The organism is Microbacterium sp. 4-7 (assembly GCF_014332665.1).
In the GTDB taxonomy this organism is placed as follows: Bacteria; Actinomycetota; Actinomycetes; order Actinomycetales; family Microbacteriaceae; genus Microbacterium.
The window spans coordinates 598,969-625,282 of sequence record NZ_MCRH01000001.1 but is presented as its reverse complement, the minus strand read 5'-3'; the positions used below and the strand labels follow the sequence as shown (position 1 = coordinate 625,282).

General features: G+C 65.7%; 23 protein-coding genes. 8 read left to right on the top strand and 15 right to left on the bottom strand.

Annotated elements, in window-relative coordinates; genetic code table 11:
• Positions 1 to 8: 8 nt before the first annotated feature.
• The 3 genes from BEP68_RS02935 to BEP68_RS02925 form a co-directional block, all read right to left on the bottom strand.
• Positions 9 to 1,958 (bottom strand): collagen binding domain-containing protein, encoded by a 1,950-nt coding sequence (locus BEP68_RS02935; protein WP_187249168.1) that lies wholly within the window; start codon positions 1,956 to 1,958, stop codon positions 9 to 11.
• Positions 1,959 to 2,054: 96 nt separating this feature from the next.
• Entirely contained in the window at positions 2,055 to 3,110 is a 1,056-nt protein-coding gene (locus tag BEP68_RS02930; protein ID WP_053098225.1) for an LLM class flavin-dependent oxidoreductase, read from the bottom strand.
• Between the two features lie 40 nt (positions 3,111 to 3,150).
• A complete protein-coding gene (locus tag BEP68_RS02925) occupies positions 3,151 to 4,707 on the bottom strand; it encodes a methyltransferase (RefSeq protein WP_187249167.1) in 1,557 nt (518 codons plus the stop codon).
• 74 nt (positions 4,708 to 4,781) lie between these two features.
• On the opposite strand from BEP68_RS02925, the gene BEP68_RS02920 reads away from it, so the two are divergent.
• The 4 genes from BEP68_RS02920 (at position 4,782) to trxA (ending at position 10,031) form a co-directional block, all read left to right on the top strand.
• Complete coding sequence (locus BEP68_RS02920; RefSeq protein WP_187249166.1) at positions 4,782 to 6,965, top strand: DUF6049 family protein; 2,184 nt, start codon at positions 4,782 to 4,784, stop codon at positions 6,963 to 6,965.
• Positions 6,958 to 8,577, top strand: coding sequence for a murein biosynthesis integral membrane protein MurJ (gene murJ, locus BEP68_RS02915; RefSeq protein WP_053098227.1), 1,620 nt, complete (start codon positions 6,958 to 6,960; stop codon positions 8,575 to 8,577). Before BEP68_RS02920 ends, murJ begins: the two co-directional genes overlap by 8 nt.
• Positions 8,578 to 8,665: 88 nt before the next feature.
• The gene (trxB, locus tag BEP68_RS02910; protein ID WP_056277582.1) at positions 8,666 to 9,640 is read left to right on the top strand and encodes a thioredoxin-disulfide reductase; all 975 of its coding nucleotides are present in this window, start codon (positions 8,666 to 8,668) and stop codon (positions 9,638 to 9,640) included.
• A 67-nt stretch (positions 9,641 to 9,707) separates the two neighbouring features.
• Complete coding sequence (gene trxA, locus BEP68_RS02905) at positions 9,708 to 10,031, top strand: thioredoxin (RefSeq protein ID WP_042541543.1); 324 nt, start codon at positions 9,708 to 9,710, stop codon at positions 10,029 to 10,031.
• A 90-nt stretch (positions 10,032 to 10,121) separates the two neighbouring features.
• Here the strand turns inward: trxA and BEP68_RS02900 are convergent, their stop codons facing one another.
• The 12 genes from BEP68_RS02900 to rpmH form a co-directional block, all read right to left on the bottom strand.
• The gene (locus BEP68_RS02900) at positions 10,122 to 10,646 is read right to left on the bottom strand and encodes a GrpB family protein (protein WP_187249165.1); all 525 of its coding nucleotides are present in this window, start codon (positions 10,644 to 10,646) and stop codon (positions 10,122 to 10,124) included.
• Between the two features lie 18 nt (positions 10,647 to 10,664).
• Positions 10,665 to 11,000, bottom strand: coding sequence for a hypothetical protein (locus BEP68_RS02895; RefSeq protein ID WP_053098229.1), 336 nt, complete (start codon positions 10,998 to 11,000; stop codon positions 10,665 to 10,667).
• Between the two features lie 9 nt (positions 11,001 to 11,009).
• On the bottom strand, positions 11,010 to 12,458 hold the full coding sequence (locus tag BEP68_RS02890; RefSeq protein WP_187249164.1) for a sugar porter family MFS transporter: 1,449 nt from the start codon (positions 12,456 to 12,458) through the stop codon (positions 11,010 to 11,012).
• Positions 12,459 to 12,519: 61 nt separating this feature from the next.
• Positions 12,520 to 13,488: a ParB/RepB/Spo0J family partition protein gene (locus BEP68_RS02885; RefSeq protein WP_187249163.1), complete on the bottom strand. Its 969-nt coding sequence runs from the start codon at positions 13,486 to 13,488 to the stop codon at positions 12,520 to 12,522.
• Positions 13,488 to 14,363: a ParA family protein gene (locus BEP68_RS02880; protein ID WP_269464941.1), complete on the bottom strand. Its 876-nt coding sequence runs from the start codon at positions 14,361 to 14,363 to the stop codon at positions 13,488 to 13,490. Before BEP68_RS02880 ends, BEP68_RS02885 begins: the two co-directional genes overlap by 1 nt.
• Before the next feature lie 587 nt (positions 14,364 to 14,950).
• The gene (locus BEP68_RS02875; RefSeq protein WP_187249162.1) at positions 14,951 to 15,394 is read right to left on the bottom strand and encodes an AAA family ATPase; all 444 of its coding nucleotides are present in this window, start codon (positions 15,392 to 15,394) and stop codon (positions 14,951 to 14,953) included.
• Between the two features lie 2,742 nt (positions 15,395 to 18,136).
• Positions 18,137 to 18,757 carry a 16S rRNA (guanine(527)-N(7))-methyltransferase RsmG gene (gene rsmG / locus BEP68_RS02870; RefSeq protein ID WP_315985259.1) on the bottom strand — a complete coding sequence of 207 codons (621 nt, stop codon included), beginning with the start codon at positions 18,755 to 18,757 and terminating at the stop codon, positions 18,137 to 18,139.
• A 37-nt stretch (positions 18,758 to 18,794) separates the two neighbouring features.
• On the bottom strand, positions 18,795 to 19,289 hold the full coding sequence (locus tag BEP68_RS02865) for a protein jag (protein WP_056275682.1): 495 nt from the start codon (positions 19,287 to 19,289) through the stop codon (positions 18,795 to 18,797).
• Complete coding sequence (yidC, locus tag BEP68_RS02860) at positions 19,286 to 20,356, bottom strand: membrane protein insertase YidC (RefSeq protein WP_053098236.1); 1,071 nt, start codon at positions 20,354 to 20,356, stop codon at positions 19,286 to 19,288. Before yidC ends, BEP68_RS02865 begins: the two co-directional genes overlap by 4 nt.
• 3 nt (positions 20,357 to 20,359) lie before the next feature.
• Positions 20,360 to 20,710: a membrane protein insertion efficiency factor YidD gene (gene yidD / locus BEP68_RS02855; protein WP_053098237.1), complete on the bottom strand. Its 351-nt coding sequence runs from the start codon at positions 20,708 to 20,710 to the stop codon at positions 20,360 to 20,362.
• Positions 20,707 to 21,048 carry a ribonuclease P protein component gene (gene rnpA / locus BEP68_RS02850; RefSeq protein ID WP_187249160.1) on the bottom strand — a complete coding sequence of 114 codons (342 nt, stop codon included), beginning with the start codon at positions 21,046 to 21,048 and terminating at the stop codon, positions 20,707 to 20,709. The genes yidD and rnpA overlap by 4 nt, the downstream gene beginning before the upstream one ends.
• A gap of 6 nt (positions 21,049 to 21,054) precedes the next feature.
• Positions 21,055 to 21,192 carry a 50S ribosomal protein L34 gene (rpmH, locus tag BEP68_RS02845; protein ID WP_022889115.1) on the bottom strand — a complete coding sequence of 46 codons (138 nt, stop codon included), beginning with the start codon at positions 21,190 to 21,192 and terminating at the stop codon, positions 21,055 to 21,057.
• Between the two features lie 318 nt (positions 21,193 to 21,510).
• On the opposite strand from rpmH, the gene dnaA reads away from it, so the two are divergent.
• From dnaA to BEP68_RS02825, 4 genes are all read left to right on the top strand, one after another.
• Positions 21,511 to 22,902, top strand: a complete 1,392-nt coding sequence (dnaA, locus tag BEP68_RS02840) for a chromosomal replication initiator protein DnaA (RefSeq protein WP_053098239.1) — start codon at positions 21,511 to 21,513, stop codon at positions 22,900 to 22,902.
• Positions 22,903 to 23,397: 495 nt separating this feature from the next.
• The gene (dnaN, locus tag BEP68_RS02835) at positions 23,398 to 24,540 is read left to right on the top strand and encodes a DNA polymerase III subunit beta (protein ID WP_187249159.1); all 1,143 of its coding nucleotides are present in this window, start codon (positions 23,398 to 23,400) and stop codon (positions 24,538 to 24,540) included.
• Positions 24,541 to 24,603: 63 nt separating this feature from the next.
• Complete coding sequence (gene recF / locus BEP68_RS02830; protein WP_187249158.1) at positions 24,604 to 25,764, top strand: DNA replication/repair protein RecF; 1,161 nt, start codon at positions 24,604 to 24,606, stop codon at positions 25,762 to 25,764.
• Positions 25,757 to 26,260: a DUF721 domain-containing protein gene (locus BEP68_RS02825; protein ID WP_187249157.1), complete on the top strand. Its 504-nt coding sequence runs from the start codon at positions 25,757 to 25,759 to the stop codon at positions 26,258 to 26,260. The genes recF and BEP68_RS02825 overlap by 8 nt, the downstream gene beginning before the upstream one ends.
• Positions 26,261 to 26,314 lie beyond the last annotated feature (54 nt).

The following is a 26,314-nucleotide window of genomic DNA, read 5'->3' as shown; positions in this document are numbered from 1 at the left end:
CCGGGGGCTCAGTCGCGGTTCGAGCGGCGACGAGAGATCAGGAAGAGCACAACTCCGACCACGAGCACCGCGGCGCCTGCGGCGGCCCAGACGAAGGTCTCGGAGCCGAGCCCTGTCGCAGGCAGCTGGCCCGCCCCGGTGTCGGGCGGCGTCGTCGGCTGCGTCGGTGGCTGCGTGGGCGGGTCCGTCGGCGTGACGACCGCGGCGGAGACCGTGAAGGTCGGGCCGACGAGCGCCTCTCCCGCAGCCGTCACGACGAAGGTCGCCGTGGCCGGACCGATGATCGTGCGTCCCTCCGGAGCGATGATCGTCAGGTCGTACGTGTCCGGCGGCAGGTCGACGATCTCGTAGGCGCCGTCGGCGTCGGTGGTCACCTCCTGCGAGATGTCATCCGATTCCACCGTGAGTACCACGCCGGCCAGAGGGTCGCCCTCGTCCGTGAGCACCGCGCCCGAGATCGATCCCGGGCGGGCGAGCTCGAAGTCGATGCCCGCGAGGTCGTCCGTGGTGAGCTCTTCGGTGCGAGTCGTCGGTCCGGTTGCGATGTACCCGTCGGGGGGCGTGATCGTGATCTCGTACTCTCCCGCCGGCAGTCGCGGGAATGTGAAGGTGCCCTCGTCGTCGGTGACCGTCGTGACCGTGTCGACGCCGTCTGAGGCGGCAATCGTGACATCGGCGATGCCCGTTCCGTCGACCCGCACCGTGCCGCTGAGGTCAGGGTTCTCGACCACGACCAGCTCCTCGAGGACGATCGGCTCCTCGCTGCCGTCCGGGACGATGATCTCAGCGGTCTCGGTCGTGGTGAATCCGGGCGGAGGAGTGATCTCGACGGTGTGCGGACCGGCCGGAACGCCCTCGATCAGGAATCCGCCGTCGGCATCGGTCGCCACCGGCTCGACGCCGTCGATCGTGATGACGGCACCGGGAACCCCGGCGTCCTCCTCGTCGACGACGCGACCGGAGACCGCGACAGGAACGATGTCACGCACCTCGAAGTCGGCACTGCCGTCGTCGGTCGTGAGGTCGACGGCCTGCGCCGACGGCGACACGGCGATCTTGCCCTCCGGGACAGTGACCGTCACCGTGTATCCGTCGGTCGCGACGAAGCCGGGGAAGGAGTACGCACCGTCGGCATCCGTCGTGGTCGTGGCGACCACATCGCCGTTCGCATCCGTGAGCGCGAGAGCGGCCCCCGGCAGCGGGCCGTCGGCCTGATCGGTGACGGTCCCTGTGATGTCCCGTGCGATCGATGCGAACCACGTCTGGTAGATCGGGAATCCGGAGCGCTGCGTGAAGAAGAACGTGAGAGAGGTGATCGGCACCGACGGCTCGAACCAGGCCGCCGAGCCGCTCGTGTCAGACGCGGCCGCATTGCCCGTGAGGGTCTGGGTCGCGGCGTCCCAGGCGGGAACATCCGCGGCGTCTCCCGAGCACGAGGGCTTGCCCGCGATGCCGGGGGCGCAGTAGTTGAAGCCTCCGTTGAAGCCGAGATCCTCGGCGGTGAGTGTCTGACCGTCGACGCCGATCGCCTGGATGCGCACGGAGTCAGCATCGATGTCGCCCAGCACGAACGTCCAGCCGGATGTCGGCGTCGGCCGTGCGAACGAGTAGGTCGTCGTCGAGGGGCTCGTGGGGCTGTCGACCTTCGGCCGCAGGTTCAGATACTGCTGATCGATGCTGCTGCCGTACTTCTCGCCGACGGGGGTGCCCTGAGACAGCCAGGTCGATGCACCCGAGATGATTCCGACCTGCCCTGCGCGCGAATCGCTGGTCACCGTCGCGGTGAGGGCGGGTTGCGCTGCCACCTGCACGGTGGTGGTGTACGCGCCGCCCACACCGGTGAGCGGCTGCCAGGTCGACCATGTGGTGGTGGTGGCTGCGGCCGCCGGCATCGCGCCGACAAGCACTGCGACGAGGACGATGGCTCCGGCCAGGAATCCGCTCTTGGGCGCCCGCATGCGGCCAGGCTATCGATATATCGGCTCGCCGGTCGAGGAAAAAGAAGGGCGGATGCAGTTCGCATCCGCCCCTTCAACCGCAGTTGCGGTCGATCGTCAGACCGGATCTCCCTGCACGGGACCCTCGGTGTTCGGCTTCCAGCCGAGCGCCGGGGCGACATGGGTCGCGAACGCCTCGAGCACGTGGAGGTTGTATGCCGGGCCCAGCTGGTTGGGGATCGTCAGCAACAGAGTGTCTGCCGACATGACGGCCTCGTCAGCCAAGAGCTGCTGGATCAGCACGTCGGGCTCGGCCGCATACGTCTTGCCGAACGTCGAGCGGAAGCCGTCGATGATGCCGATCTGGTCGGCGTTCTCCTCGCTGCGCAGACCGAAGTACGCCCTGTCCATGTCCGAGACGAGCGGGAACACGCTGCGGCTCACCGAGACGCGAGGTGCTCCGGTGTGTCCTGCCTCCTTGTAGGCGGAGCGGAACAGGTCGATCTGCTCGCGCTGCAGCTGATGGAACGGCACACCGGTCGCCTCGGTGAGCAGGGTCGAACTCATCATGTTGAGACCCTTGCGGCCGGTCTCCTCCGCAGTCGCGCGGGAACCCGAGCCCCACCAGATGTGGTCGCGCAGGGTGGGCGACTGGGGCTCGATCGCGAGGTACCGGCCGGCTCCCACCATGCGGGGGTCGCCGGGGGCGAGACCCTCGCCGTCGATCGCACGGAGGAAGAGGTCGAACTTCTCGCGAGCGATCACACTGCCGCGCTCGGGGTCCTCCTCGTCGTGGAAGCCGAAGGTCTCGTATCCGCGCAGAGCCGTCTCGGGTGACCCGCGGCTCACGCCGAGCGCGATGCGACCGTCGGCGATCAGGTCGAGTGCCGCCGCCTCCTCAGCGAACTGGAACGGGTTCTCGTACCGCATGTCGATCACGCCGGTGCCGACCTCGATGCGCTTCGTGCGCGCAGCCATGGCTGACAGCAGCGGCATGGGCGACGCCGCCTGGCGAGCCCAGTGGTGCACGCGCACAGAGGCGCCGTTCACGCCGATCTCGTCGGCACCCTCCGCGATCTCGATGGTCTGCTTCAGCATGTCCCCCGCGGTGCGGGTCGCCGAACCGGGCACGTCTGCATAGTGCCCGAAGGAGAGGAATCCGAAAGCCTTCATGGTGTATTCGAACGCATATATGCGAGCGGGTATTCCTGCATCACTCCCCCGGGATCAGCAGACCGTCGAGCACGAGCTGGCGGATGCGGGGCTCGAGGTCGGCCCACAGGTCGACGAGCGGCACCTCGAACAGGTCGGCCAGAGCTGCGACGATCTGCATCACCGTGAGCTCGCCGTCGCAGGCCCCGACGAGAGCGGCGAGCGCCGGGTCGACCGCGATGGTCCGTGCGAAGCCACCGCCCTGACGCAGTTCGATGATGCTCGGATCGTCGTTGCCCGGAAGCAGATGTCGTGCCTCGGTGACATCCGGAGCGACGATCAGCGTCGTAGGCAGTCCCTCTGCGAGCACGTCGTGCGCCGCGAGACCCGAACGCAGCGCCCCGCCCACGTTCGAGACAGGCTGTGCGACGCGCTCGAGACAACGCAGGGGCGCTCCGCCGCCTGCCGGCCGCCGCACCAGGATGTAGCCGAATCCGACGGCGGTGACTCCACGCGCAGCGAAGTCATCGAGCCATGCGGTGAGCAGCGGGGTGAACGCGGCATCGCGGGGGGTCGTGCCTCCGTCTCGGATCCACAGCTCTGCGTAGCCCAGCGGCGACAGCTCTTCGCGCTGGATGACCCACAGATCGAGGTCGGCAGGAACCCACGACGAGAGGCGATCGAGACCCGCGCGTCCACTCAGCGATGCCTGGCCACCGCGCGACTCCCAATTGCCGAGCAGCTGCGCCACGCCTCCCGGGGTCAGGAAAGACGGAACCGCACGCAGGAACTGCTCGACGAGCGCGTCACCGACGAGTCCCCCGTCGCGATACTCGTACTCGGGGACCCCTTCCGCGCGCGGGGTGATCACGAAGGGCGGGTTCGACACGATCAGGTCGAACGCCTCTCCCCCGACCGGCTCGAACATGCTGCCCGATCGGAACTCGATGTTCGAGACGCCGTTCAGCTGGGCGTTCAACTCGGCATAGGCGAGCGCTCGCGCCGAGATGTCCGTGGCGACGACGGATCCTGCGTGACGAGCGACGAGCAGTGCCTGGATGCCGCATCCGGTGCCGAGATCGAGGGCACGGTCGACCTCGATCGGCATGATGACCTCGGCCAGCGTGCGGGAGGCGCCGCCGACTCCGAGCACGTGATCCGCGGGCAGCGCGCCGTCGAGCGCCACCTCGTCGAGATCGCTGGCGATCCACCATTCGCCGATCCCGTCGGCGTCGACGAACGACTGGGGACGCAGCAGCGCAGTGGGGATCACCTCGTCGCCCTCGATCCTCGCGAGGCCGAGGGCCACGAGGCCGTCCGCTCCGAGTCTCGGGAGAGCCGTCGTCACCGCGGCGATCGGCTGCGGCATCCCGAGCACCAACAGCCTGCCGAGAGTCGCGAGCACACCGTCGTCACCGGCGATCGCGCGCAGGATCGGCTCGCGCATGCCTCTGGCCAGCGCGTCGTCCTCCTCCTCGCCCCACAGGCGACGGAGCGGCTCGGAGCGGAGATCCGCGGCGTCGAGATCTGCGGCGAGCGCGGTGCTGCGGAGCGGATCGGGCGTGGGGGCGAGGGTGTCGGACACGGCCGTCACTCTACGCGTCTTCAGGGTTCTCATTCAGCCAGCGGCCTAGAATCACAAGGTCACCACTCACGAGCAGCCTGGGATCCCGGCGTTCGAGGAAGACCTTCATGACCGCGACCATCTTCGAGAACGGCCTCCGCACGCGCCTGCAGCGCCTGGCACGCGGGTCCGTCATCTCGGCGATCGTACTCGGCCTGCTCAGCACGGGCGCAGGCAGCGCGGTCGCAGCCGCCGACGACGAGTCAGAGGCGTCCTCCGTCGAGCTCCTGTTGTCGGCGGGGGTGCGCGGAACGGTCGCCCCTGGCACAGCGACGACGGCCTCGATCACCGTGCAGAACGACGCGAAGTCCGAACTCTCCGCCGGACGAGTCACTCTGGAGATCAACCGCACTCCGCTCGCGGACGAAGCCTCGGTCACGACGTGGCTGAATGACTCCGACGCCACAGGGGGTTTCGACCAGCTCGGAACCGACACCGTCGCACCGGTCGACGCCGAGACCTCCGCGACCACGAGCCTCTTCCTGCCTCCCGAAGTTCTCGGCGACCTCGCACCGGGTGTGTACCCGCTGCGCGCGACGCTCAGCGGGGCGCAGAACGAGGGTCAGGATGCCGCGCGAACGGTGACGTCGACATCCGTGCTCGTGGTGACCGCTGCTGCGAATCCGCCCGTCGCCGTGATGGTGCCGATCACGGCGACGCCCTCCGACGGCGCCCTTCTCACCGCGGACGAGCTCAGCGCTCTCACCGCGCCCGACGGCGCACTCACCGCGACGATCGAGGGTGTCCGAGGGACGTCCGCGATCCTGGCGATCGACCCGGCGATCCCCGCCGCCATCCGCGTGCTCGGCTCTTCGGCGCCGCAGAGCGCGCGCGAGTGGCTGCGACTTCTCGACGCTCTGCCCAACGAGCGGTTCTCTCTGCAGTTCGGCGATGCCGATGCCACCACACAGGCGCAGGCGGGTCTTCCGGGACTGCTGCAGCCCACGACGCTCGCGCCGTTCCTCACCCTCAGCAGCTTCACCGAGCCTCCGGACGAGACCCCCACTGCGACTCCTGCGCCGACTCCCGCCTCGCTGCCGACGGATGGCAGCGCACCGACTCCCGTGCCGACACCGAGTGATGAGCCGAGCCCTCAGCCCACCGACGGTCCGGTGCTGCCCGACGACGCACAGCTCATGGCCGTCGAGGGGTCGACCCCCGGCATTCTGTGGCCCCGCAGCGATGTCTCCGCCGCCGATCTCGACACGTTCTCGACGTACCTGAGCGGCGGCGCGGTCACTGTCCTCTCCTCTGCAGCGGTCGGCGGTGCGGTCGGCGCGCACGTCGCGATCGATTCGCACAGCGTGCTGGTCGCCGTGGATGCCGCATCGGATGCTCTGTCGCAGGCGGCGAGCGAAGACGACGACGCCGCCCGTCAGCAGTCGCTGGCCGAGGCGAGCGCTTATCTCGCCCTGTCGGCTCAGGCGAGTCCGACGACGCCGCTTCTGATCGGACTCGACCGCGACGAGACCCGCACCGCTGATGCGCTCAGAGAGGCCGTCTCATCGGTCGACTCCCTCGGGTTCGGTCTCTCCGAGGTCCTCGCGATCCCGGCGACACCCTCGACCCTTTCGACCGAGCCCGACCCGGCACGAGCCACGGCCCTGCAGGGGATGCTCGACAGCGAGGTCGTGCTCGGCGAGTTCTCCACGATCCTCGACGACAGCCAGCTTCTGCTGAGCCCCAAGCGCATCCAGATCATGCGGGCGACCGCGGTCGGCCTGACGGACAAGGGCTTCTCAGAGGCCGTCGCCGACGTGAACGAGCAGACGACCGAGACGCTGAACGCGGTCGACATCCCTCCGGCGAGCACCATCCAGCTGCTCTCCGCCAACGCCGACCTCCCGTTCTCGGTGCGCAACGACCTGCCATGGCCGGTGAACATCGAGCTCACGGTGAAGCCGAGCGACCCGCGCCTCGAGGTGCAGTCCGTCACGCCGTGGACGATCCAGCCCGGCACGACGACGAGGGTGAAGGTCCCCGTGTCGGCCCGAGTGGGCAGTGGCGAGGTCACCCTGACGCTGTCGCTCTCGAGCCCCACCGGTGTGCCGATCAGTCAGCCCGAGCGCGTGCGCGTCTCGGTGCGGGCCGAATGGGAGACCATCGGGCTCGCCGCATTCGGCGGTCTGATCGTGCTGCTGCTCGGTCTCGGCATCATCCGCACCGTCCGACGCCGGCGGCGTGAAGCCCTCGCCGGCGACGAAGAACAGGCGACCTCCTCACCGGATGCCGTCGAGGAGCTGAATGAGTAGTCTCGGCCGCGCCAGCGCACTGATCGGGGCCGGAACGCTCATCTCGCGCGTCACCGGGCTCCTGCGAACCATCGTCCTCGTCGGCGTGATCGGCTCGGTCGGTGCGGGCGCCGCAGACGCCTTCGCGATCGCGAATCAACTGCCGAACAACGTCTTCTCGCTCATCTCGGTGGGCGTGCTGACCGCCGTGATCATCCCGCAGATCGTCAAGGCCACAGCGGATGCCGACGGCGGCAACGCCTTCATCTCGAAGCTCTTCACGCTCGGCACGGTCGTGCTGGTCGTCATCACGGGGATCGCCACGATCGCCGCGCCCTGGCTCGTGTGGCTCTACGCCGGCAAGGAGGGTTCCGCGGAGTTCCTCGCGCTCGCGACGGCGTTCGCGTACTGGTGCATGCCGCAGATCCTCTTCTACGGGCTCTACGCGCTGCTGGGCGAGGCGCTCAACGCACGGCGGATCTTCGGGCCTTTCACCTGGGCGCCGGTCGTCAACAACATCGTGTCGATCGCAGGCTTCCTCGTCGTGGGCGCGCTGTTCGGCGGCCCGCTCACCCGCGTCTCGGACTGGACTCCCGAGATGATCGCCGCCCTCGGTGGAACGGCCACGCTCGGCATCGTGATCCAGGCCGCGATCCTGCTGATCTTCTGGCGCCGCACGGGTCTCGCGCTCCGCCCCGACTTCCGTTGGCGCGGCGTCGGACTCGGCAACGTCGGACGGCTCGCCGGATGGACGTTCCTCATGGCGCTGACGAGCCTCGGCGCCGGACTCGTGCAGACCCAGATCCTCACCGAAGCCTCCGGACGAGGCGCGTCCGTCGCCACCTTCCAGTACGCCTGGCTGATCTTCATGCTCCCGTACTCGATCATCGTGCTGTCGATCGGCACGCCCTACTTCACGCAGATCAGCGAGCACGCGGCGGCCGGCAGACATGCCGAGGTCCGCGCAGACATCGCCCAGAGCATCCGCACCCTGCTCTTCTTCATCGCCGTCGCCGTCGCCGCGGTCGCCGCGGCAGCGATTCCGGCGTCGCGAGTCTTCACCAATCAGGCGTCGCACGCCGAAGAAGCGGCGCTGGTGCTGCTCGCCTTCCTCGTGTGCCTGGTTCCGCTGACGATCCTCTTCATCGTGCAACGCACCTTCTACGCCTACGGCGACACCCGCACGCCCTTCTGGTTCACGCTGTTCCAGTGCGGTCTCGTGGTCGTCACCGCTCTGGTCGCGCAGTGGCTGCTCGCCGCCGAGATCATCGAGGTGACCATGCTGGCCGCAGCCATCGCGCTGGGCCAGTCGATCGCGAGCACCCTGCAGATGATCGTGGCCAGCTGGCTGCTGCACCGCAAGATCGGCGGACTCCAGATCCGCACCTGGATGACCGCTGTCGTCCGCTACGCCGTCGCTGCCGTTCCTGCCGGGTTCGCCGGGTGGGGCGTCTTCCTCCTGCTCGGCGGCCCGACCGGGTGGACCACGTCCGACAAGATCCAGGGAGCCATCGGCACCTGCATCATCGGCCTCGCCGTCGTGGTCGTCTACATCGGCATCCTGGCTGTCCTGCGCGCTCCGGAGCTCAAGGTCGCGAGCGGCATGCTGCGGCGTTTCCTGCCGGGCCGCTGAGCCCCCTCGCGCGGGAATGTCGCGCGGTTACCATTGGTTGAAGCAGTCGAACGTCTTTCGGCGTCTCAGCATCTACGACGGAGAGCACATGCGTCAGGTCATCATCATCGGTTCCGGTCCCGCCGGATTCACCGCCGCCATCTATGCGGCGCGCGCGAACCTCAAGCCGCTGCTCATCGCGAGCACGGTCGAGGTCGGCGGAGAGCTGATGAACACCACCGAGGTCGAGAACTACCCCGGCTTCCCCGAGGGGATCCAGGGCCCCGAGCTCATGGCGAAGTTCCAGGAGCAGGCTGAGAAGTTCGGCACCGAGGTCGTCTACGACGACGTCACCGAGCTCGACCTCGCCGGCCCCGTCAAGAAGGTCACCCTCGGCAGCGGGACGGTGCACGAGGCCCAGTCGCTGATCTACGCGACCGGCTCCGCCTATCGCAAGCTCGGCATCGAGGGCGAAGAGCGCCTGTCGGGCTACGGCGTCTCGTGGTGCGCCACCTGCGACGGCTTCTTCTTCCGCGAGAAGACGATCGCCGTCGTCGGCGGCGGCGACTCGGCGATGGAAGAGGCCACGTTCCTCACCCGCTTCGCCGAGAAGGTCTACGTCATCCACCGCAAGGACACCCTGCGCGCCTCGAAGATCATGCAGGAGCGGGCCTTCGCGAACGAGAAGATCGAGTTCGTGTGGAACAGCGAGGTCGCCGAGATCCTCGGTGGCGATTCCGTCACGGGCGTGCAGCTGCGCAACACGGTCGACGGCACGCTGAGCGACCTCGCGCTCGACGGCCTGTTCATCGCGATCGGCAACGACCCGCGCACGCACCTCGTGCACGACAAGCTCGAGCTGACCGCCGAGGGCACCATCTGGGTCGACGGCCGTTCGTCCGTCACCTCGGTCCCCGGTGTGTTCGCCGCCGGCGACGTGATCGACCCCACCTACCGTCAGGCCATCACGGCCGCTGGCTCGGGCACGGTCGCCGCTCTCGACGCCGAGCACTTCCTGGCGGACCTCGAAGACGCCTCGGTCGAGTTCCCGGCCGCCGAAGCCGCCGAGATCATCACCGCCTGAGCGGACGGGAACACTTTCACCTCGCCCGCTGTTGTAGCAGGCGAACCTCGAATCAAGGAGAACTCTGATGAGTGCAAAGGCTACGAGCCAGGCGACCTGGGAGCAGGACGTTCTGCAGGCCGAAGGTCCCGTCCTCGTGGACTTCTGGGCCGAGTGGTGCGGACCGTGTCGTATGGTCGCCCCCGTTCTGGACCAGATCCAGGCGGACAACCCCGACAAGATCACCATCCTCAAGCTGAACGTGGACGAGAACCCGCAGCTGGCGATGAAGTACCAGATCACCTCGATCCCCGCGATGAAGGTGTTCCAGGGCGGTGAGGTCAAGACGACCATCATCGGCGCCAAGCCGAAGCCGGCCCTCGAGCAGGACCTCGCGGCTTTCATCGGCTGATCCTGCAGTCTTCAGGGCCGTCACTCCTCCGGGTGGCGGCCCTTTCTCGTACCCAGCCGCTTCCGTCCCCATTCCTGAGACGAGAGCCGACTACTTGTCGGAGATCCGCACCGGAGGAAGTCCTCGAGACGCTCGAGCGCGGTCGACGAGCTCCTGGATGATGGGGGACTTCGCGGCGTTGTAGGTCGTCCTCCCCCTCGCCTGGGCGGCGACGGCGTCGCACTTCGCATGCGAGTAGCGATCGGCATCCTCCGGATGCTCCAGAAGCCAGTCCCGCAGGATGCGCTGGTGCACCGCATCCCACTCCTCCTCGACGAAGAAGTGCGCGATCGCGATCCGCACGCCGTCAGATTCGCGGATCATGACCGGGTGCGTGCGCACAGCGCTTCCCAGGCGCCATCCTGCGGCTTCCAGAGCGGCCCTGCGCGCGTCGAAGTCGCTGCGATCGACGATGCGGACGGCCAGGTCGATGATCGGCTTCGCGCGCATGCCGGGGATCGCCGTCGATCCGATGTGCTCGATCAGCCAATCCGCGTCCGCGACCGCGACCGCGTGAATCTCAGCGGCGAACGCCTCGAACTGCTTCGGCCACTCCGGGTCGTAGGAGACGAGCACTCGCGGCACAATAGCTGCCTAGGAGGCGTCGGCGACGGACGGGTCCCAGCGTCGATGCCGCTGCTTCTCGTCGAGAAGGCCCCAGACCGCCGGCGTGAGCTCGGGGTACTCCAGCGCGATCTGGCGCAGCACCCGGTAGTGCCGAGCCGCGTTCGGTCGCACACCGTCGTTCGCGGTGATGTTGTCGGCTCGCAGCAGGTAGACGACGAGTTCATCGACGCTCGGCAGCTCCTCCATGAACTCCCATGGGTCTTCCCCGCCGAGGAGTCTCTCCTGGATCAGCACGGCGAGTTCGTCCGACGCTTCTGCTCTCAGCACTTCGAGGCTGGCGCGGCGCGGAACTGACTCGGTCATGCTTCCAGCCTACGTCGCCCTGCGGGTGCCCCGGCGCTCCACCTTCAGCTCGTCCGTCATCTCCTCGAGCTCGCGACCCTTGGTCTCGGGCACCTTGAAGTACACGAAGAAGAACGACAGCAGCGCGAAGAACGCGTAGAAGCCGTAGGCGAATGTGAGGCCGATCTCGGCGAACACAGGGAAGGTGGTCGAGATGAAGAAGTTCGCTGCCCACTGGGCTGCTGCCGCGACCGCGAGTGCGCCGGCGCGGATCGAGTTCGGGAAGATCTCTCCCAGAAGGACCCAGACGAGCGGACCCCAGGTGGCACCGAAGAAGACCACGAAGCCGTTCGCGCAGATGAGGGCGACGGTCGCCCACGGGTCAGGCAGGGTCGCTGTGCCCTCGGCGTTCAGCTCACCGAACGAGAAGGCGAGCGCCATGAGGCCCAGCGTCACCGTCATACCCACAGAGCCGACGAGAAGCATGATGCGTCGGCCGACCTTGTCGACCAGCAGGATCGCGATGATGGTCACCACGATGTTCGTCACCGACGTGATGACGGAGGTCAGCAGGGCGCTCGACTCATCGAAGCCGACGGACTGCCACAGTGTCGTCGAGTAGTAGAAGATGACGTTGATGCCGACGAACTGCTGGAACACGGAGAGCAGGATGCCGACCCACACGATCGGCTTGAGCCCCAGACGACTGCCCCGCAGGTCGCTCAGCGACTCCTTGCGCTCGGTGTCGATGGTGCTGGTGATCTCCTGGATCTTCGCGTCGACGTCAACGGCCCCCGTGACCGTCTCGAGCACCTGGGACGCGCCTTTCAGATCGCCCTTGCGCACGAGATATCGCGGCGATTCGGGCAGACGGAACGACATGATCCCGTAGACGAGTGCGGGCACCGCCTCGACGATGAACATCCATCTCCAGGCGGTGAGTCCCCACAGAGGCTGGTCTGCGGCACCCGCGAGGCCCGCCAGCCACGCGTCGGAGAGCAGAGCGGCGAAGATTCCGGTGACGATGGCGAGCTGCTGCAGAGAGCCCAGTCGACCTCGCACCCGGGCAGGCGAGACCTCGGCGATGTATGCGGGAGCGATGACGGATGCCGCACCGACACCGAGACCACCCACCACTCGCCAGATGATGAGGTCGACGACACTGAACGCGAGTCCCGAGCCGATGGCGGAGACGAAGAACATCGCCGCCGCGAAGACCATCACGGGGATTCGCCCGCGTTTGTTCGCAATCGGTCCTGCGAACCAAGCACCGACGGCACACCCGATCAGGGCCGACGACACCGCGAAGCCCTTGAGCCCGACCCCGAGGTCGAAGCCCGAGACGTTCCCCGCGAGAGCATCGACGGCGCCGTTGATCACGGCGGTATCGAATCCGAAGAGGAAGCCACCGAGTGCTGCGGCGATACTCACCGCGATGACGCGGCGTTGGAACTTCACTGGACTCGCTGCTCCGGACATGACTCCCCCTCATCGACGAGATGTCGAGAGTCTACGACCGCTCAGGGGTCGAGCGGCGGTATCACGCCGGACCGTACCCCGATTCGCCCAATTCACCGAGGATGCGGTTCAGATCCTGAATCGATGCGAAATCAATGATGACCTGGCCTTTTCGAGCGCCCAGCGACACCTTGACGCGAGTGTTGAGCCGATCGCCGAGGTTGCCGGCCACCTCGTCGAGGTATGCCCGTCGAGCGCCCGGAGTCGGCTTCGCCGTCCGGCCGGGTGCTGCCGGCTCCGTCTTCGCAGCGACCTCGGTCGCGCGCACCGACAGGTCCTCGTTCACGACCTTGTCGGCGAGACGCTGCATGGCCTCGGGTGAGTCCAGGCTGAGGATCGCGCGAGCGTGTCCAGCCGTCAGCACCCCCGCCGCCACACGCTGCTGCACGGGAACGGGGAGCTTGAGCAGACGGATCGTATTGCTGATCTGAGGGCGCGACCGACCGATCCGCGTGGCGAGCTCTTCCTGGGTGATCCCGAAGTCCTCGAGCAGCTGCTGATATGCCGAGGCCTCTTCGAGCGGATTCAGCTCGGAGCGGTGCAGGTTCTCGAGCAGAGCATCGCGCAGGAGATCTTCGTCGGCGGTCTCGCGGACGATCGCCGGGATCTTCTCGAGGCCCGCCTCCCGCGCGGCGCGGGTGCGCCGCTCCCCCATGATCAGCTCGTACTCGCCGTCGCTGTTCTTGCGAACGACCACCGGCTGCAGAACGCCGAACTCACGCACGCTGTGCACGAGCTCTGCGAGGTCTTCGGGGTTGAAGTGCGTGCGCGGCTGACGCGGGTTCGGCACGATCTTCTGCGGATCGACCTCGACGAGGTGGATGCCGGGAACGACCTCGAGGTCGGCTTCTGCTGCGGGCTGGTCACTGGTCTGCTCCGTCGCCGGGCGCAGATTGGCTCCGGGGAAGAACACATCCACGGGACGCTCGGACTGATCAGCCGTCGGGATGAGGGCTCCGATGCCCCGACCCAGTCCAGTGCGCTTCGCCATCATTTCTCCTTGCTCTGCGTCGCCGTGCGCGACGCGATCTCGACAGCGGCCTCGCGATACGCGACGGCGCCGGCGGATTGCCCATCGTAGGCGATCACGGTCTGACCGAAACTCGGTGCCTCCGACACCCGCACAGAACGCGGGATGACGGTGTCGAGCACCTGTTCGGGGAAGTGCGTGCGGACCTCGTCCGCCACCTGCTGCGCGAGTCGCGTGCGTCCGTCGAACATCGTCAGCAGGATCGTGGAGAGGTGCAGTCCGGGATTCAGGTGCTTCTGGATCATCTGGATGCTGCCGAGCAGTTGACTCAGACCCTCGAGCGCGTAGTACTCGCACTGGATGGGGATGAAGACCTCGTTCGCCGCGGTGAAGGCGTTGATCGTGAGCAGCCCGAGCGACGGAGGGCAGTCGATGATGACGAAGTCCATACGGTTGTCGACGAGATACTCCTCGAGCGCACGTCGCAGTCGATGCTCCCGTGCGACCTGCGCGACGAGTTCGATCTCTGCGCCGGCGAGATGGATGGTGCTCGGTGCACAGAAGAGGTTCTCGTCCTCGGGACTCTGCTGCACGATGTCGGCGAGCGGGGTGTCTTCGATCAGGACGTCATAGACGCTCGGAGTCTCGGCGTTGTGCGGCACTCCGAGCGCGGTCGAGGCGTTGCCCTGAGGGTCCAGATCGATCACAAGGACCCGTGCGCCAAGACCCGCGAGTGCAGAGGCGACATTGACGGCGCTCGTGGTCTTACCGACGCCGCCCTTCTGGTTGGAGACCGTCAGGATGCGGGTGTCTCCGGCGAAGTCGATGGACACGGTCTCGAGTGCTCTGCGTCGTGCGGAGAGGTCGGCGAGTTCCCGCGCGAGCGGCGTATCCATCCCGAAAGAGTCCTTCGGTGATGCCTTTTCGGGCTGTTTCACGTGAAACATCCACTCCTTTCGGGGCCGTGTTCCACTCTAATCGCTGCGGCAGACGTTGCCTTCTCGAATCCTTCCCGAGTCGTGCAGGCCGGTGATACCTCGTCCGGACGTGCCGTTGCGGAGAGAATGGCACTTTCGCCTTCTGGCCTGGGTGTTCATTGTGCCGTTGAACGTCCTGACGCACCGGAGATAGGGGTACACGCATGGAGGGACGACGTCCACGCACTGCACCATCTGTCGCGCCTGCGACAAGTTCGTGTCGGTCATTTCGTGGGCGTGAGGAGAGGGGAGGGCTCTGTGCTCGGCCCACACGGATGTCCTGCCCTCTGTGAAAGAGGCTGTCCACGAGCGGCTTACTGGACTCGACGAGTCCCCGTCGCTGAGGCCCCTCGTTTCGGGGAGACCGACCGGTCGCACAGAACTCGTCAGCGTCCTTCACACCACTATCGCGTGGAACCGGATCCTCCCCCGGTGCGCCGAGGTCCGTGGTGACGGTAGACAGCCGCATAGTTTCACGTGAAACATCTGACGCACCTCGGCCTCTATCAAGATCGTAGGAGCTGCTCGATCCGGTCGACGACGGCGGTCAGCCGTTGAGTTGCGTCGATCTCGGACGTGCATGTCGCCCGCAGTAGCGGCTCCACGGCTTCGAGGTTCGTGCGAATCTCGTCTTGCTGCACCGTCGTCGAGCCGTAGGGATTCGAAGATCGCCGACCAACACGATCGAGCATCACCGAAATAGGCGCTGACAGGAGCACCACATGGTCGAATCGGTCGTAGAAGGCACCCTGATTCGACACCGTGCCAGACACGATGACTTCAGTGCTCTCCCCGAGAAGCGCACCCATCAAGACCTCGTCCCACAGTCCCGACTCGGTTGTCCACGGTCCATAGTCGGTATCGACGACGGAGTATCCCCGCTCCCCCAGTACGTGCAGCGCGCTGGACTTGCCGACGCCGGACATCCCAGTGATGAGCATGCGCACCATGCATTCACCATATCGATGTTTCACGTGGAGCATTGCCGACGTGAGTCACAGGAGCGTTCTACCCGGATCGCGTGCAGCCTGACGCGATTGCCTCCGCGCCCAGAGCTGCCCCGGCTAGCCGATTGGTAGCGGGCCCCCACTCTTGCTTCGGGTTATGCGCCGCATCCAGCCGGCGCATAACCATGAGCCGCGACGGGTTTCGCTCCGCTGCGTGAGCGCCTGTGCTCATTGCCTCAGGGTCGTGTCACCAGTGAACCTCACCTCGGGGGCACCCACGCGCAGATCACGTACTCATCAGAGACGCATCGGGCACGCCACGCGCGGCTTCACATAGCCGACCCGAGTCGGATGACGAAGGATAGCGCCGTGGTCACGTGAGACCGACTATTCGAGGTCGAGCCCCACCCATCGCCTCACGAGTTCAGCGGTGTTTCACGTGAAACATCTGCTCAGACGGACCCGACAGAATTACGTCGTGCGCGTGCTGCACACTCGTCAAGGACTGGGACGACGCGCGTCGACGCCCCCGCTCTTCGCTGCAAGCATCGCTCTAGAGTCAGCTCGCCCACCTTGGGTCCGGTGAGGATCTAGTGCGTGGCGTCGATCCGCAAGGAACCGCAAGCGTGAAACACCACTCACGGTGTTTCACGTGAAACGTTCGTCTACTGAGTCCCGTCTACTTTTCCCTTGCGTCATACTGACGGCAACTCAGCACGAGCCATGCCCACCGCCTGGCCACAGTTGCCGAGCTCGGGTGGTGCACGGATACCGCCCTGAACTGGGATTTATCCGAAAACCCCGCGCGCGACCGCCGCAACAGACCTCGGGGTGCACCTCGCTGGCATCCGCAGCATGGGCATCAGCAACGACCGGGTGCGTCCCATTGCGGGTAGCCCTCCAGAGCGCTGCTGCTCGGGCTCTCGGTGCGATACCGAGCCTCGCGCCAGCTCACGATTTCTATCGTTCAGACCGGGGACCGCCGCTTCTCGAGCCAAGAATCCCCGCACCTTCGAGACGCCCGATGACTTGTCGCATCAATGAGCTAGCGACTGTCTCGCGAGCGGGGCTTCGCAAACTACTCACTGGGATCGTGACGCGATCACTAGTCTTTGAGACCGTCCACCCGACGGTGCACGGGCACCCAGCAACGACGCGCCACTAGCGCGCCCTCAATCGCCCACGTCGCGGCTGGCCCCCGAGACCCTCCCCCTGTTCCTGCTTTCGCGCGGTCGCGATCATTCGAAGCCATCACCACCCGCCGCTTGATGTTTCACGTGAAACACTTGTGCCTGCCGCATAGCGCGACGCGGTCAGTCCGAGGAGAGCTGTCCATTCGCGCGGTCGAAGGGTGGTCGTTCATTCCCGCACGCCGCAGGAATCCCGGTGAGACTGAGCAGGGTGTTGCCAGGTCACCCTGTCGCCCGAATGTTGGCAGCGGCAGCGGGTCAGAGCTGCTGCCTGACAGGTTCCGCCGCGATACCCGATTGAAAGTTCCAGTTATGTTCGGCCGCCCACCATGCCTGGAGCAGACGGTCCCGCCCCTCGGCGCCATGATCTGGTTGTCAGCTCACAACGCTCCCCCGGCGGATGGTGTACCGGGATGCCATCCGTAGCCACGCCAGGGAAACCGTGACCCGTTCCGTGGCAGCGAAGAAACCATTGTTTCACGTGAAACATACGACTCCCCGGGTGGACCGGCGCCCCTGTCCACGAGTTCTGAGCGCCACACGTGCGCTCCACCTCGCGCAATACCCCACTCAGTCGTCAAAACGCCCAACAGACAGCACGGGGCCGAGTGTCGCAGGTCAGATCACGAGAGCACAGATCAGAACAGAAGAGACCCCGACCGACCACACGGTGCAGTGCGGTCTCGTGCAGTTCAGCGAGGTGAAGTCCGCTGCTGTGAAGTGACGTGGGTTGAAAAGCAGAGATCAGGACCACAGCGCTACGAAGAAGGGTGGCTCGCAGCACCGCTCACCAGCACGGCGACGAGCATCGCAGCGCGCACCATCCGTCCGCAGTGCCCCGAAGTACGGCTGAGTGGCACACTTCAGCGCAACGCCCTCCAGGCCCGAATCACCGCAATTTGTCGACGGACCCCCGCCACCTCAACTCGGCGCACGTCGACTTATTGCACCTGCACGGCAATTCGTCGACCATCCATGTTTCACGTGAAACATCGTCAGGACCCCCGGTCGTTCCCAGAGGGGCGAACACTCTCGCTTGCGAGCACACGGGGACAGACCCATTCCGGATTCCGACACCGGACACGTCTGCTGTGAAGCCTGATCTGTCGTGCCACACGCCCACGTTCCGTTACCACCGACCGTGATCCCGGGACAGTCTTTGACGGCGAGGGCAGAGTGCCGGCGGCTATCCGGCACTGCTGACCGTATCCAGCAGCGCTTGAGTGCCTCGTCACGTCGCAACGGAGCTCCCACACAGGTGCACGACCAGGGTCGGAAGAAACCCCTTCTCATCGGCCATAAACTCGAATCGTGGCACGATCGTCGAGGGACTCTACCGGCCGCGCGCGGTGACCCGGTCTGGCTCAACCGGACGAGCCCCGACAATAGATCTCATATGCTGCAGAGGCAGATCACAACAGTGCCTGGCCCATGACCACCGTGCGTGGCCAAGTCACCCACCACCTGCGACCTAGCACGCGAGTACACATCTCGAACGTGGAATGTGCGCCCATCCCCGACGAGGCTCAGGTTCCTGAACCGCGGCATCGACCCGTCAGCGGACGACTGCCCTCACCACGCGGGTCGTCTCGGGCAGTACGTTCTCGCCGAGAGTCTCGACGCGGACGTCCGACAGGCGGAACTTCTTGATCTGCTTCTGCGCTGCTTCGATCTCGTTGGCGGCATTCATTCCCTTGAGAAGGGTGAGTTCGCCTCCATCGCGCACGAGCGGAGCGGTGAGCGGGATCAGCGTCTTCAGAGCACTCACCGCACGAGCTGTCACGACGTCGAAGCTCGCAGGAGTCACCTCCTCGGCACGCGCGCGCAGAACTTCGACATTCGTGAGCTTCAGCTCGGCGACCTGCTCGTTCAGCCAGATCACCCGGCGCTCCATCGGCTCGACGAGCGTCAAGTGCACATCGGGTCGCGCGATCGCGAGGACGATACCGGGCAGCCCCGCACCCGAACCGATGTCCGCAACCGAACCGTGGAACAACGGGGCGGCGATGACACTGTTCAAGATGTGCCGGGACCACAAACGCGGGAGCTCGAGAGGACCGATGAGTCCTCGCTCCTCGCCATGCTGCGCGAGAGCCGCCGTGAACTGCCGAGCCAGCTCGATCCGATCGCCGAAAAGATCGACCGCCACCGACGGTTCGATCTCCAGATCACTCACGACAGCATCCCGCTGGCCTGACGTCGCATGTGAAACGTCAACGACGACGCAGAACAGTGTGTCGGTCGGCACCTTCGCCATAGGACTCTGACACGAGACCCTGATCAGCCGCGATGTCGTGCACCAGCTTGCGCTCATAGCTGGACATGGCGGGCAGCGACGCCTGGGTCGCTCCATCGTCGAGCTTGGCTGCGGCGGCGTTCACGAGCGTCTCGAGCTGACGGCGGCGCGCATCGCGCGATCCGCCCACATCGAGGATCAATCGCGAGAACGAACCCGTCTTGCTCTGGACCGCAAGACGCGTGAGCTCCTGAAGCGCCTGCACCGTGTCGGGTGCAGACAGGAGCGCCAGTCCGTCTCCCTCAGCCTCGACCGAGACATATGCGCGGCCCTGCCGCACGTCGAGGTTGAGGTCCCCATCGATGTCGGCGATGTCGAGCAGCTCTTCGAGGTAGTCAGCGGCGACGTCGCCCTCGTTCTCGAGCTCTGCGACCGTGGGCTCCACGGTCTCGGTCACGTTGTCGGTCGTCACGAACCGCTCCCCTTCTTCTTCGAACGCTTCTTGCCCACCGGCTGCTGACGCTTGGGAGCCTGCGCCTTCGCGCGCTCCGCCTCTTCGAGCAGACGCTGCTGCTCTGCTTCGTATGCCGCCATCGGGACGACCTTGCCCGAGGAGTCGATCGCCTTACCCTTGCGAGCAAGACGCTCTTCACGAGCCTTCGCCGCCTCAGATCCGGGAGTCGGCATCTCACGGATGACGAGGAACTGCTGTCCCATGGTCCAGAGGTTCGAGATGAACCAGTAGACGACCACGCCGAGCGGGAAGAAGATGCCCGAGAAGATGAAGCCGAGAGGCAGCACGTAGAGCATGATCTTCTGCATCTGGTACGCCTGGCCGGTCTTGGCTTCGGGCGACAGGTTCTTCGAGATGATCTGCAGCTGCGTGAAGAACTGCGACGCGATCATGAGCACGACGAGCGTGACCAGGATGATGATCGCTGTGGTGTTCCCCGCGTCGACCGCGTTCCCCAGCGTCTCGTGCAGCGATGCGACACCGAAGAGCTCGGCGTTGTAGAACTGCTCGGTGAGCTCGGCGTTCAGCAGACCGACGCCGCCGACACCCAGGTTGTGGTGCTTCGAGACGTCGCTCAGAACGCTGAACAGCGAGAAGAAGATGGGCATCTGCACAAGAAGCGGAAGACAGCTCGACATCGGCGTCGTGCCGTGCTTCTTGTAGAGCGCCATGGTCTCGCGGCTCATGGCCTCGCGAGAGAGCTGATCCTTCTTGCCCCGGTACTTCTCCTGAACTTTTCGCAGCTCAGGAGCAATTTCCATCATCTTTCGCTGGCTCTTGATCTGCTTCACGAAGAGCGGGATCAGGGCAGCACGGACCACGATCACGAGACCGACGATCGACAGCACCCAGGTCAGACCGGATGCGGCAGGAAGACCGACGGCCGTGAACAGCCAGTGCCAGGCGACGAGTACGAGCTCGACGACCCACTTGAGGGGCCAGAGGATGGTTCCGATCAGATCGAAGCCGCCGGAGGCAGGCTCCGGCGAGGGTGTTGCGCTGGCGAGCAGAAGGTCAAGACCCACCGATCAATCCTTTCGGGCAGGGACGACGAAACCGTGAGCGGTCAGGTCATAACGGAAGTGTTCGTGCGGACGGACGTCATCGACGCCGCCGTGGCTCCAGGGATTGCAACGAACGATGCGCCACGCCGAGAGCGCCGCTCCCCGCACTGCGCCGTGCTGTTGCACCGCACCTACAGCGTAAGCGGAACAAGATGGGTAATAGGCGCAGACATCTCCATACATCGGGGAGATCACCTTGCGGTACCCGGCGAGGAACCCCAGGACGAGATTCCGGGGGATCAGCGGGATGCTGCGGATCGCGTCACCGGCATGAAGCTGAGCGGAGCCGATCGAGGATGCCGGAAGAGCGGTCATGGCCGCTGCCCGAGACGATCCAGACACCGGTTCACGTCCGCACTCAGCTCGGCGTAGGTCGCGGTCGCGGATGCAGGAAGGGCACGGATGACGACATCCGTGCCCTCGGGGACCCGCGCCAGCGCGTCCGCACACACGGCTTTGAGTCGCCGGCGCACGGCATTGCGCACCACAGCGGTGCCCACCTGCTTGCTGATGATGAATCCGAACCTCGCGGCTCTGCTCTCGCCCGTCGTCAGCATCGAGGTGACGACCTTGGCTCCGCCACAACGGGATCCGCGTCGAACGACCAGTCGATAGTCGCTCCCGCGGGTCACACGATACGGGCGGGCGAGCACAGCGATCTACGCGGAGAGCTCGGTGCGGCCCTTCGCGCGACGAGCCGAAAGGATCGCGCGGCCGGCGCGGGTACGCATACGAAGACGGAAGCCGTGCTTCTTGGCGCGACGACGGTTGTTGGGCTGGAAGGTGCGCTTGCTCATGGAATCACTCCGGGAATGCTGCCACCGGGATCATTTTGACCGGAGACATAGGGATCTGCCGTTCAGGCATAAGTCAACCGATTAAGGGTACGTCTTGACGGCGCGCAGAGCAAATCTGCGCGCTTCGACCACCAGCTCAGGCACGATCCGCACAGCTATTATCCACAACCCTGCGGCATGCACGTATGAGCAACACGCGCGCGGATTCCCGTAGGCAGGTTGCCGTTCCCAGCCGTGGTGACTACCGTGGCATCCGAAGTTATCCACAGGCGGGCCGCGTCATCCAGACAGCCCGTCGTCCCCTCAGCACGGAGCGTCATGTCATCACCTGCCCAGCCCGACGTTCCGATCTGGACCACGGTGCAGGAGCTCCTCGAGGCGGACGACCGAGTCACTCCTCAGCTCCAGGGATTCCTCAGCCTCGCGGTTCCGGCCGGCGTGATGGCCGCCACCCTCTATCTCGAGGTCCCGAACGATCTCACCGCCGCGCAGATCAACAAGAGGCTGCGGCTTCCGATCATGGAGGCCCTCTCCCACATCGGCGATGAGGTGACGTCGTACCGCGTGGTCGTGAATCATGAGCTCGCCGAGCAGCCGACGGCGCCCATCGCGGTCGCCGACTACGGCCGCCAGGAGCAGATCCGCGTCGAATCCCCGATGGAGCAGCCGACGCAGCTGCGCCACGAGTCCCGCCTGAACCCGAAGTACACCTTCGACAACTTCGTCATCGGGCAGTCCAACCGGTTCGCCCATGCCGCTGCCGTCGCCGTCGCCGAAGCGCCGGCCAAGGCGTACAACCCGCTCTTCATCTACGGCGACTCGGGCCTCGGCAAGACGCACCTGCTGCACGCGATCGGCGACTACGCCCAATCCCTCTATGCAGGGGTCAAGGTCCGGTACGTCTCCAGCGAGGAGTTCACGAACGACTTCATCAACTCGATCGCGAACAACCGAGGTGCAGCCTTCCAGGCCCGCTACCGCGATGTGGACATCCTCCTGATCGACGACATCCAGTTCCTACAGGGTCGCGCGGAGACCCAGGAGGCGTTCTTCCACACCTTCAACACGCTGCACGACCACAACAAACAGGTCGTCATCACCAGCGACGTCGCGCCGAAGCATCTCACCGGCTTCGAGGATCGCATGCGCAGTCGGTTCGAATGGGGCCTGATCACCGACGTGCAGGCGCCCGACCTCGAGACGCGCATCGCGATCCTCCGCAAGAAGGCGCAGAGCGAGGCGCTTCATATTCCCGACGAGGTACTCGAGTACATCGCCACCGTGGTGTCGTCGAACATCCGTGAACTCGAGGGTGCGCTGATCCGCGTCTCCGCATTCGCCAGCCTGAACCGTTCGGCCCTCGACATCTCGCTCGCCCAGACGGTGCTCCGCGACATCATCGACACGGCAGAGGACAACATCATCTCGCCGACCGACATCATCACTGCGACCGCGCAGTACTTCAAGCTGACGGTCGACGACCTGTACGGCTCCAGCAGGTCTCAGCAGATCGCCACATCGCGCCAGATCGCGATGTACCTGTGCCGCGAGCGGACGAGTCTGTCCCTGCCGAAGATCGGCCAGCTGTTCGGCAACCGCGATCACACCACCGTCATGTACGCCTACAAGAAGATCAGCGAGCTCATGAAGGAGCGCCGTTCGATCTACAACCAGGTGACCGAGATCACCACGCAGCTCGGTCGACGCTGAGTCCACGCCGCCTCGAAAAAAGGGGGTCGTAGCTTCCGATAGGAGGCTGCGACCCCCTTTGCGTGCGTGTGAGCGGCATACGACGGAGCAGATCGATGCCAGTTTGCACATGTGGATAACTTGTGGATGACTCGCCTGCAGGTCGGGACGAATGTGTGTGAAACCGTCGAACCTGTGGATAACTGTGGGAGACCGTTCGACCCGACGGATGCCGTCCACCCCCGGATTCCTCAGGGATTCCACAACTGACAACCGTGTAGTTCCCTACTCGCGTCTGCTTTCCACCGAGTTATCCACAGTATCCACAGGTGTTAACACCGTTAAGGAGTTAATTCAATTCAGGGGCGATCCGATCACCAGAGGGTGGGGAAAGTCCGACAGGCCCGAGCTTTGATCCGGTCGTAGGGATACTCCCGAGTTGGGGGCTAGCATGGGAAGCCCTGCACTGGCAGGACCGATGACGACGCGTCTCAGAACGACGACAAGGGAGCAGCCGTGAGGTTTCAGGTCAACCGCGATGTCTTCAGCGAGGCCGTGTCGTTCGTGGTCAAGCTGCTTCCGCAGCGCAACCCGCAGCCCATCCTCGCCGGAGTCCTGATCGAGGCAGACGGCTCCGGTCTCACGCTCTCGGCGTTCGACTACGAGGCATCCGCGCGCACGACCATCGAAGCCACCGTCGACACACCGGGCACGATCCTGGTGCACGGTCGACTGCTCTCCGACATCGCCAGCCGCCTTCCCAACGCGCCGATCGAGATCGCCGTCGAGGACGACGGCAGCATCACGGTCACCTGCGGCTCGGCGCGGTTCACCCTCGCAGCCATGCCGGTCGAGGAATATCCGTCGATCCCCGAGGTGTCCGGTTCCTCCGGCGTCGTGCCCGCCGACGATTTCGGCACCGCGATCAGCCAGGTGGGTTTCGCCGCCTCGCGCGACGACGTCACCCCGGTCCTGACCGGAGTGCAGCTCGAGGTCTCCGGTCAGACGCTCAGCCTCGTGGCCACCGACCGCTACCGCGTCTCGCTCCGCGACGTGCCGTGGGACGGCGAAGCGGTCGAAGCCAACGCACTGGTGCCCGCACGCACTCTTCTCGAGGTCGGAAAGACCTTCGGTCACGCCGGCACCATCCAGATCGCGTTCTCGGGAGCGGGCGACCGCGAGATCATCGCATTCACGGCCGGAAACAAGACGGTCACCTCGCTGCTGATCAAGGGAAACTTCCCTCCGGTCCGCCGTCTCTTCCCGGAGCAGACCGAGCACTACGCGGTCGTGAACACCGCAGACCTCGTCGAGGCCGTGCGCCGTGTGTCCCTCGTGCTCGACCGCGCAGCTCCGCTGCGCTTCACGTTCACGTCCGACAGCGTGACGATGGATGCGTCGGGCAGTGAGCATGCGCGTGCATCCGAGTCCGTCGACGCGATCCTCTCGGGTGGCGACGACGTCACGCTCGGCCTCAACCCGCAGTACCTGATCGAGGCGCTCGGCGCGGTCAAGAGCGAGTTCGTCCGCGTCACCTTCACGTCGAGCGACAACGCGAACAAGCTCAGCCCCGTGCTGATCACGAGCCAGACCTCGGTCGACCAGGCCGGTCTGGATTCGTTCAAGTACCTGCTGCAGCCGAACCTGCTGCTTCGCTGATCCTGCGACGGGCGCGCTCCGCGCGGCGACGGCAGTGTCAGAGCCCGAAGGTAGGCTGACAGCGTGATTGTGGAACACCTGAGCCTGGTCGACTTCCGCAATTACGCGACCGCGGATCTCGCTCTGCACAAGGGTCCCAACGTCCTCGTCGGGCGCAACGGCCAGGGCAAGACCAACCTTGCCGAGGCTGTCGTCTTCCTCGCCACTCTCGGTTCGCACCGGGTCTCGTCGGATGCCCCGATGGTGCGCGAGGGTCAGGATTTCGCGATCATCCGCGCTCGCCTCTCCCACGGCGAACGCAAGGTGCTCATCGAGGTCCAGCTCAACAAGCAGGGCTCGAACAAGGCGCGGATCAACGGCTCCCCTTCGAAGACCAATGAGCTGCCTCGCTACGCCCATGTGGTGCTCTTCGCTCCCGAGGATCTGCAGATCGTCCGCGGCGACCCCTCGTCTCGGCGTCGTTTCGTCGACCAGCTGCTGATCCAGCGCACGCCCCGCATGTCTTCGGTCCTCGCCGATTACGACCGAGTGCTCAAGCAACGCAATGCGCTTCTGAAGTCGGCCAGGGCGCGTGGCATCAAGGGCGAGGCCCTGAGCACCCTCGATGTGTGGGACGACAAGCTCGTCTCCCTCGGTGCCGAGATCATCACCGCGCGACAGCGTCTCGCCGCAGATCTCCAGCAGCCGGTGGCCGAGGCGTACGCGGCGATCGCGGGCGAGGATCATCGCCCGCAGCTCGAGTGGGCTCTGTCGGTGCGCGGAGCGGATCCCGAAGAGGGTGTCGACGCGCCGGCCGAGACCTCCGGAGACATCGCCGAGATGTTCCACGCCGCACTTCTCGCGAAACGGTCGAACGAGCTCGACCGCGGTCTCACTCTCACCGGCCCTCATCGCGACGACCTCGTCCTGCGCGTTCGTGGTCTTCCGGTGAAGGGGTATGCGTCCCACGGAGAATCCTGGTCGGTGGCCCTCGCACTGCGCCTCGCTTCCGCCGAGCTGCTGCGCAGCGAGTCTCCTGCCGGCGATCCCGTCCTCATCCTCGACGATGTGTTCGCCGAACTCGACGCCGATCGCCGTCAGCGGCTGGCCGCTCTCACCGCGGGCTATGAGCAGGTGGTCGTGACGGCAGCCGTGGAGGAGGATATCCCCGAGGTGCTCCACGCCCATGTGGTGCGGATCTCGGCGGGAACGATCAGTGATGAGAGGGAGGTGGCAGATGACTGAGATCGCACCCGATCCGGCATCCGAGACTCCCGAGACCGTCGCGACCTATCTGCGCCTGCGCGGACTCGCGCCGAGTTCGAAGACGTGGAAGCGCAAGCGACGCATCGTCACCGACGACGACAACGCGCCGTTCACGCCCGGCCGCGACCCCGGACCGCTCGGAGCCGTGCTCGACAAGCTGACGCGGGACTCCGGCTGGCAGAAGACTCTCGCCCGTGAGGACCTGGTCAGGCAGTGGTCCGACCTCGCAGGCACGGACACCGCCAAGCACTCCGAACCCGTCTCCCTCGAGCGCGGTGTGCTCACGGTGAAGTGCGACTCGACCGCCTGGGCGAAGAACCTGCAGTACATGCGGGGAACGATCCTGACGGAGATCGGCCGACGGTATCCGGACGCGGGTGTCGAGAACCTCCGCTTCATCGGCCCGGACGTACCCTCCTGGAAATGGGGTCCCAGAGTCGTTCCAGGACGGGGCCCGCGCGATACCTACGGGTAGGACACCACGGATGGGGTCTGAAACGCTCAGAGGGCCACACGCGGCCGCTGAGCC

Coding starts and splice junctions, on each gene's coding strand:
- murJ (WP_053098227.1), top strand. CDS start 6,958: ATGAGTAGTCTCGGCCGCGCCAGCGCACTGATCGGGGCCGGAACGCTC.
- rpmH (WP_022889115.1), bottom strand. CDS start 21,192: ATGAGCAAGCGCACCTTCCAGCCCAACAACCGTCGTCGCGCCAAGAAG.
- dnaA (WP_053098239.1), top strand. CDS start 21,511: ATGTCATCACCTGCCCAGCCCGACGTTCCGATCTGGACCACGGTGCAG.
- trxA (WP_042541543.1), top strand. CDS start 9,708: ATGAGTGCAAAGGCTACGAGCCAGGCGACCTGGGAGCAGGACGTTCTG.
- BEP68_RS02935 (WP_187249168.1), bottom strand. CDS start 1,958: ATGCGGGCGCCCAAGAGCGGATTCCTGGCCGGAGCCATCGTCCTCGTC.
- BEP68_RS02825 (WP_187249157.1), top strand. CDS start 25,757: ATGACTGAGATCGCACCCGATCCGGCATCCGAGACTCCCGAGACCGTC.
- BEP68_RS02890 (WP_187249164.1), bottom strand. CDS start 12,458: ATGTCCGGAGCAGCGAGTCCAGTGAAGTTCCAACGCCGCGTCATCGCG.
- BEP68_RS02885 (WP_187249163.1), bottom strand. CDS start 13,488: ATGGCGAAGCGCACTGGACTGGGTCGGGGCATCGGAGCCCTCATCCCG.
- BEP68_RS02920 (WP_187249166.1), top strand. CDS start 4,782: ATGACCGCGACCATCTTCGAGAACGGCCTCCGCACGCGCCTGCAGCGC.
- BEP68_RS02875 (WP_187249162.1), bottom strand. CDS start 15,394: ATGGTGCGCATGCTCATCACTGGGATGTCCGGCGTCGGCAAGTCCAGC.
- BEP68_RS02930 (WP_053098225.1), bottom strand. CDS start 3,110: ATGAAGGCTTTCGGATTCCTCTCCTTCGGGCACTATGCAGACGTGCCC.
- BEP68_RS02895 (WP_053098229.1), bottom strand. CDS start 11,000: ATGACCGAGTCAGTTCCGCGCCGCGCCAGCCTCGAAGTGCTGAGAGCA.
- BEP68_RS02925 (WP_187249167.1), bottom strand. CDS start 4,707: ATGAGAACCCTGAAGACGCGTAGAGTGACGGCCGTGTCCGACACCCTC.
- BEP68_RS02880 (WP_269464941.1), bottom strand. CDS start 14,363: ATGGATACGCCGCTCGCGCGGGAACTCGCCGACCTCTCCGCACGACGC.
- trxB (WP_056277582.1), top strand. CDS start 8,666: ATGCGTCAGGTCATCATCATCGGTTCCGGTCCCGCCGGATTCACCGCC.
- yidD (WP_053098237.1), bottom strand. CDS start 20,710: ATGACCGCTCTTCCGGCATCCTCGATCGGCTCCGCTCAGCTTCATGCC.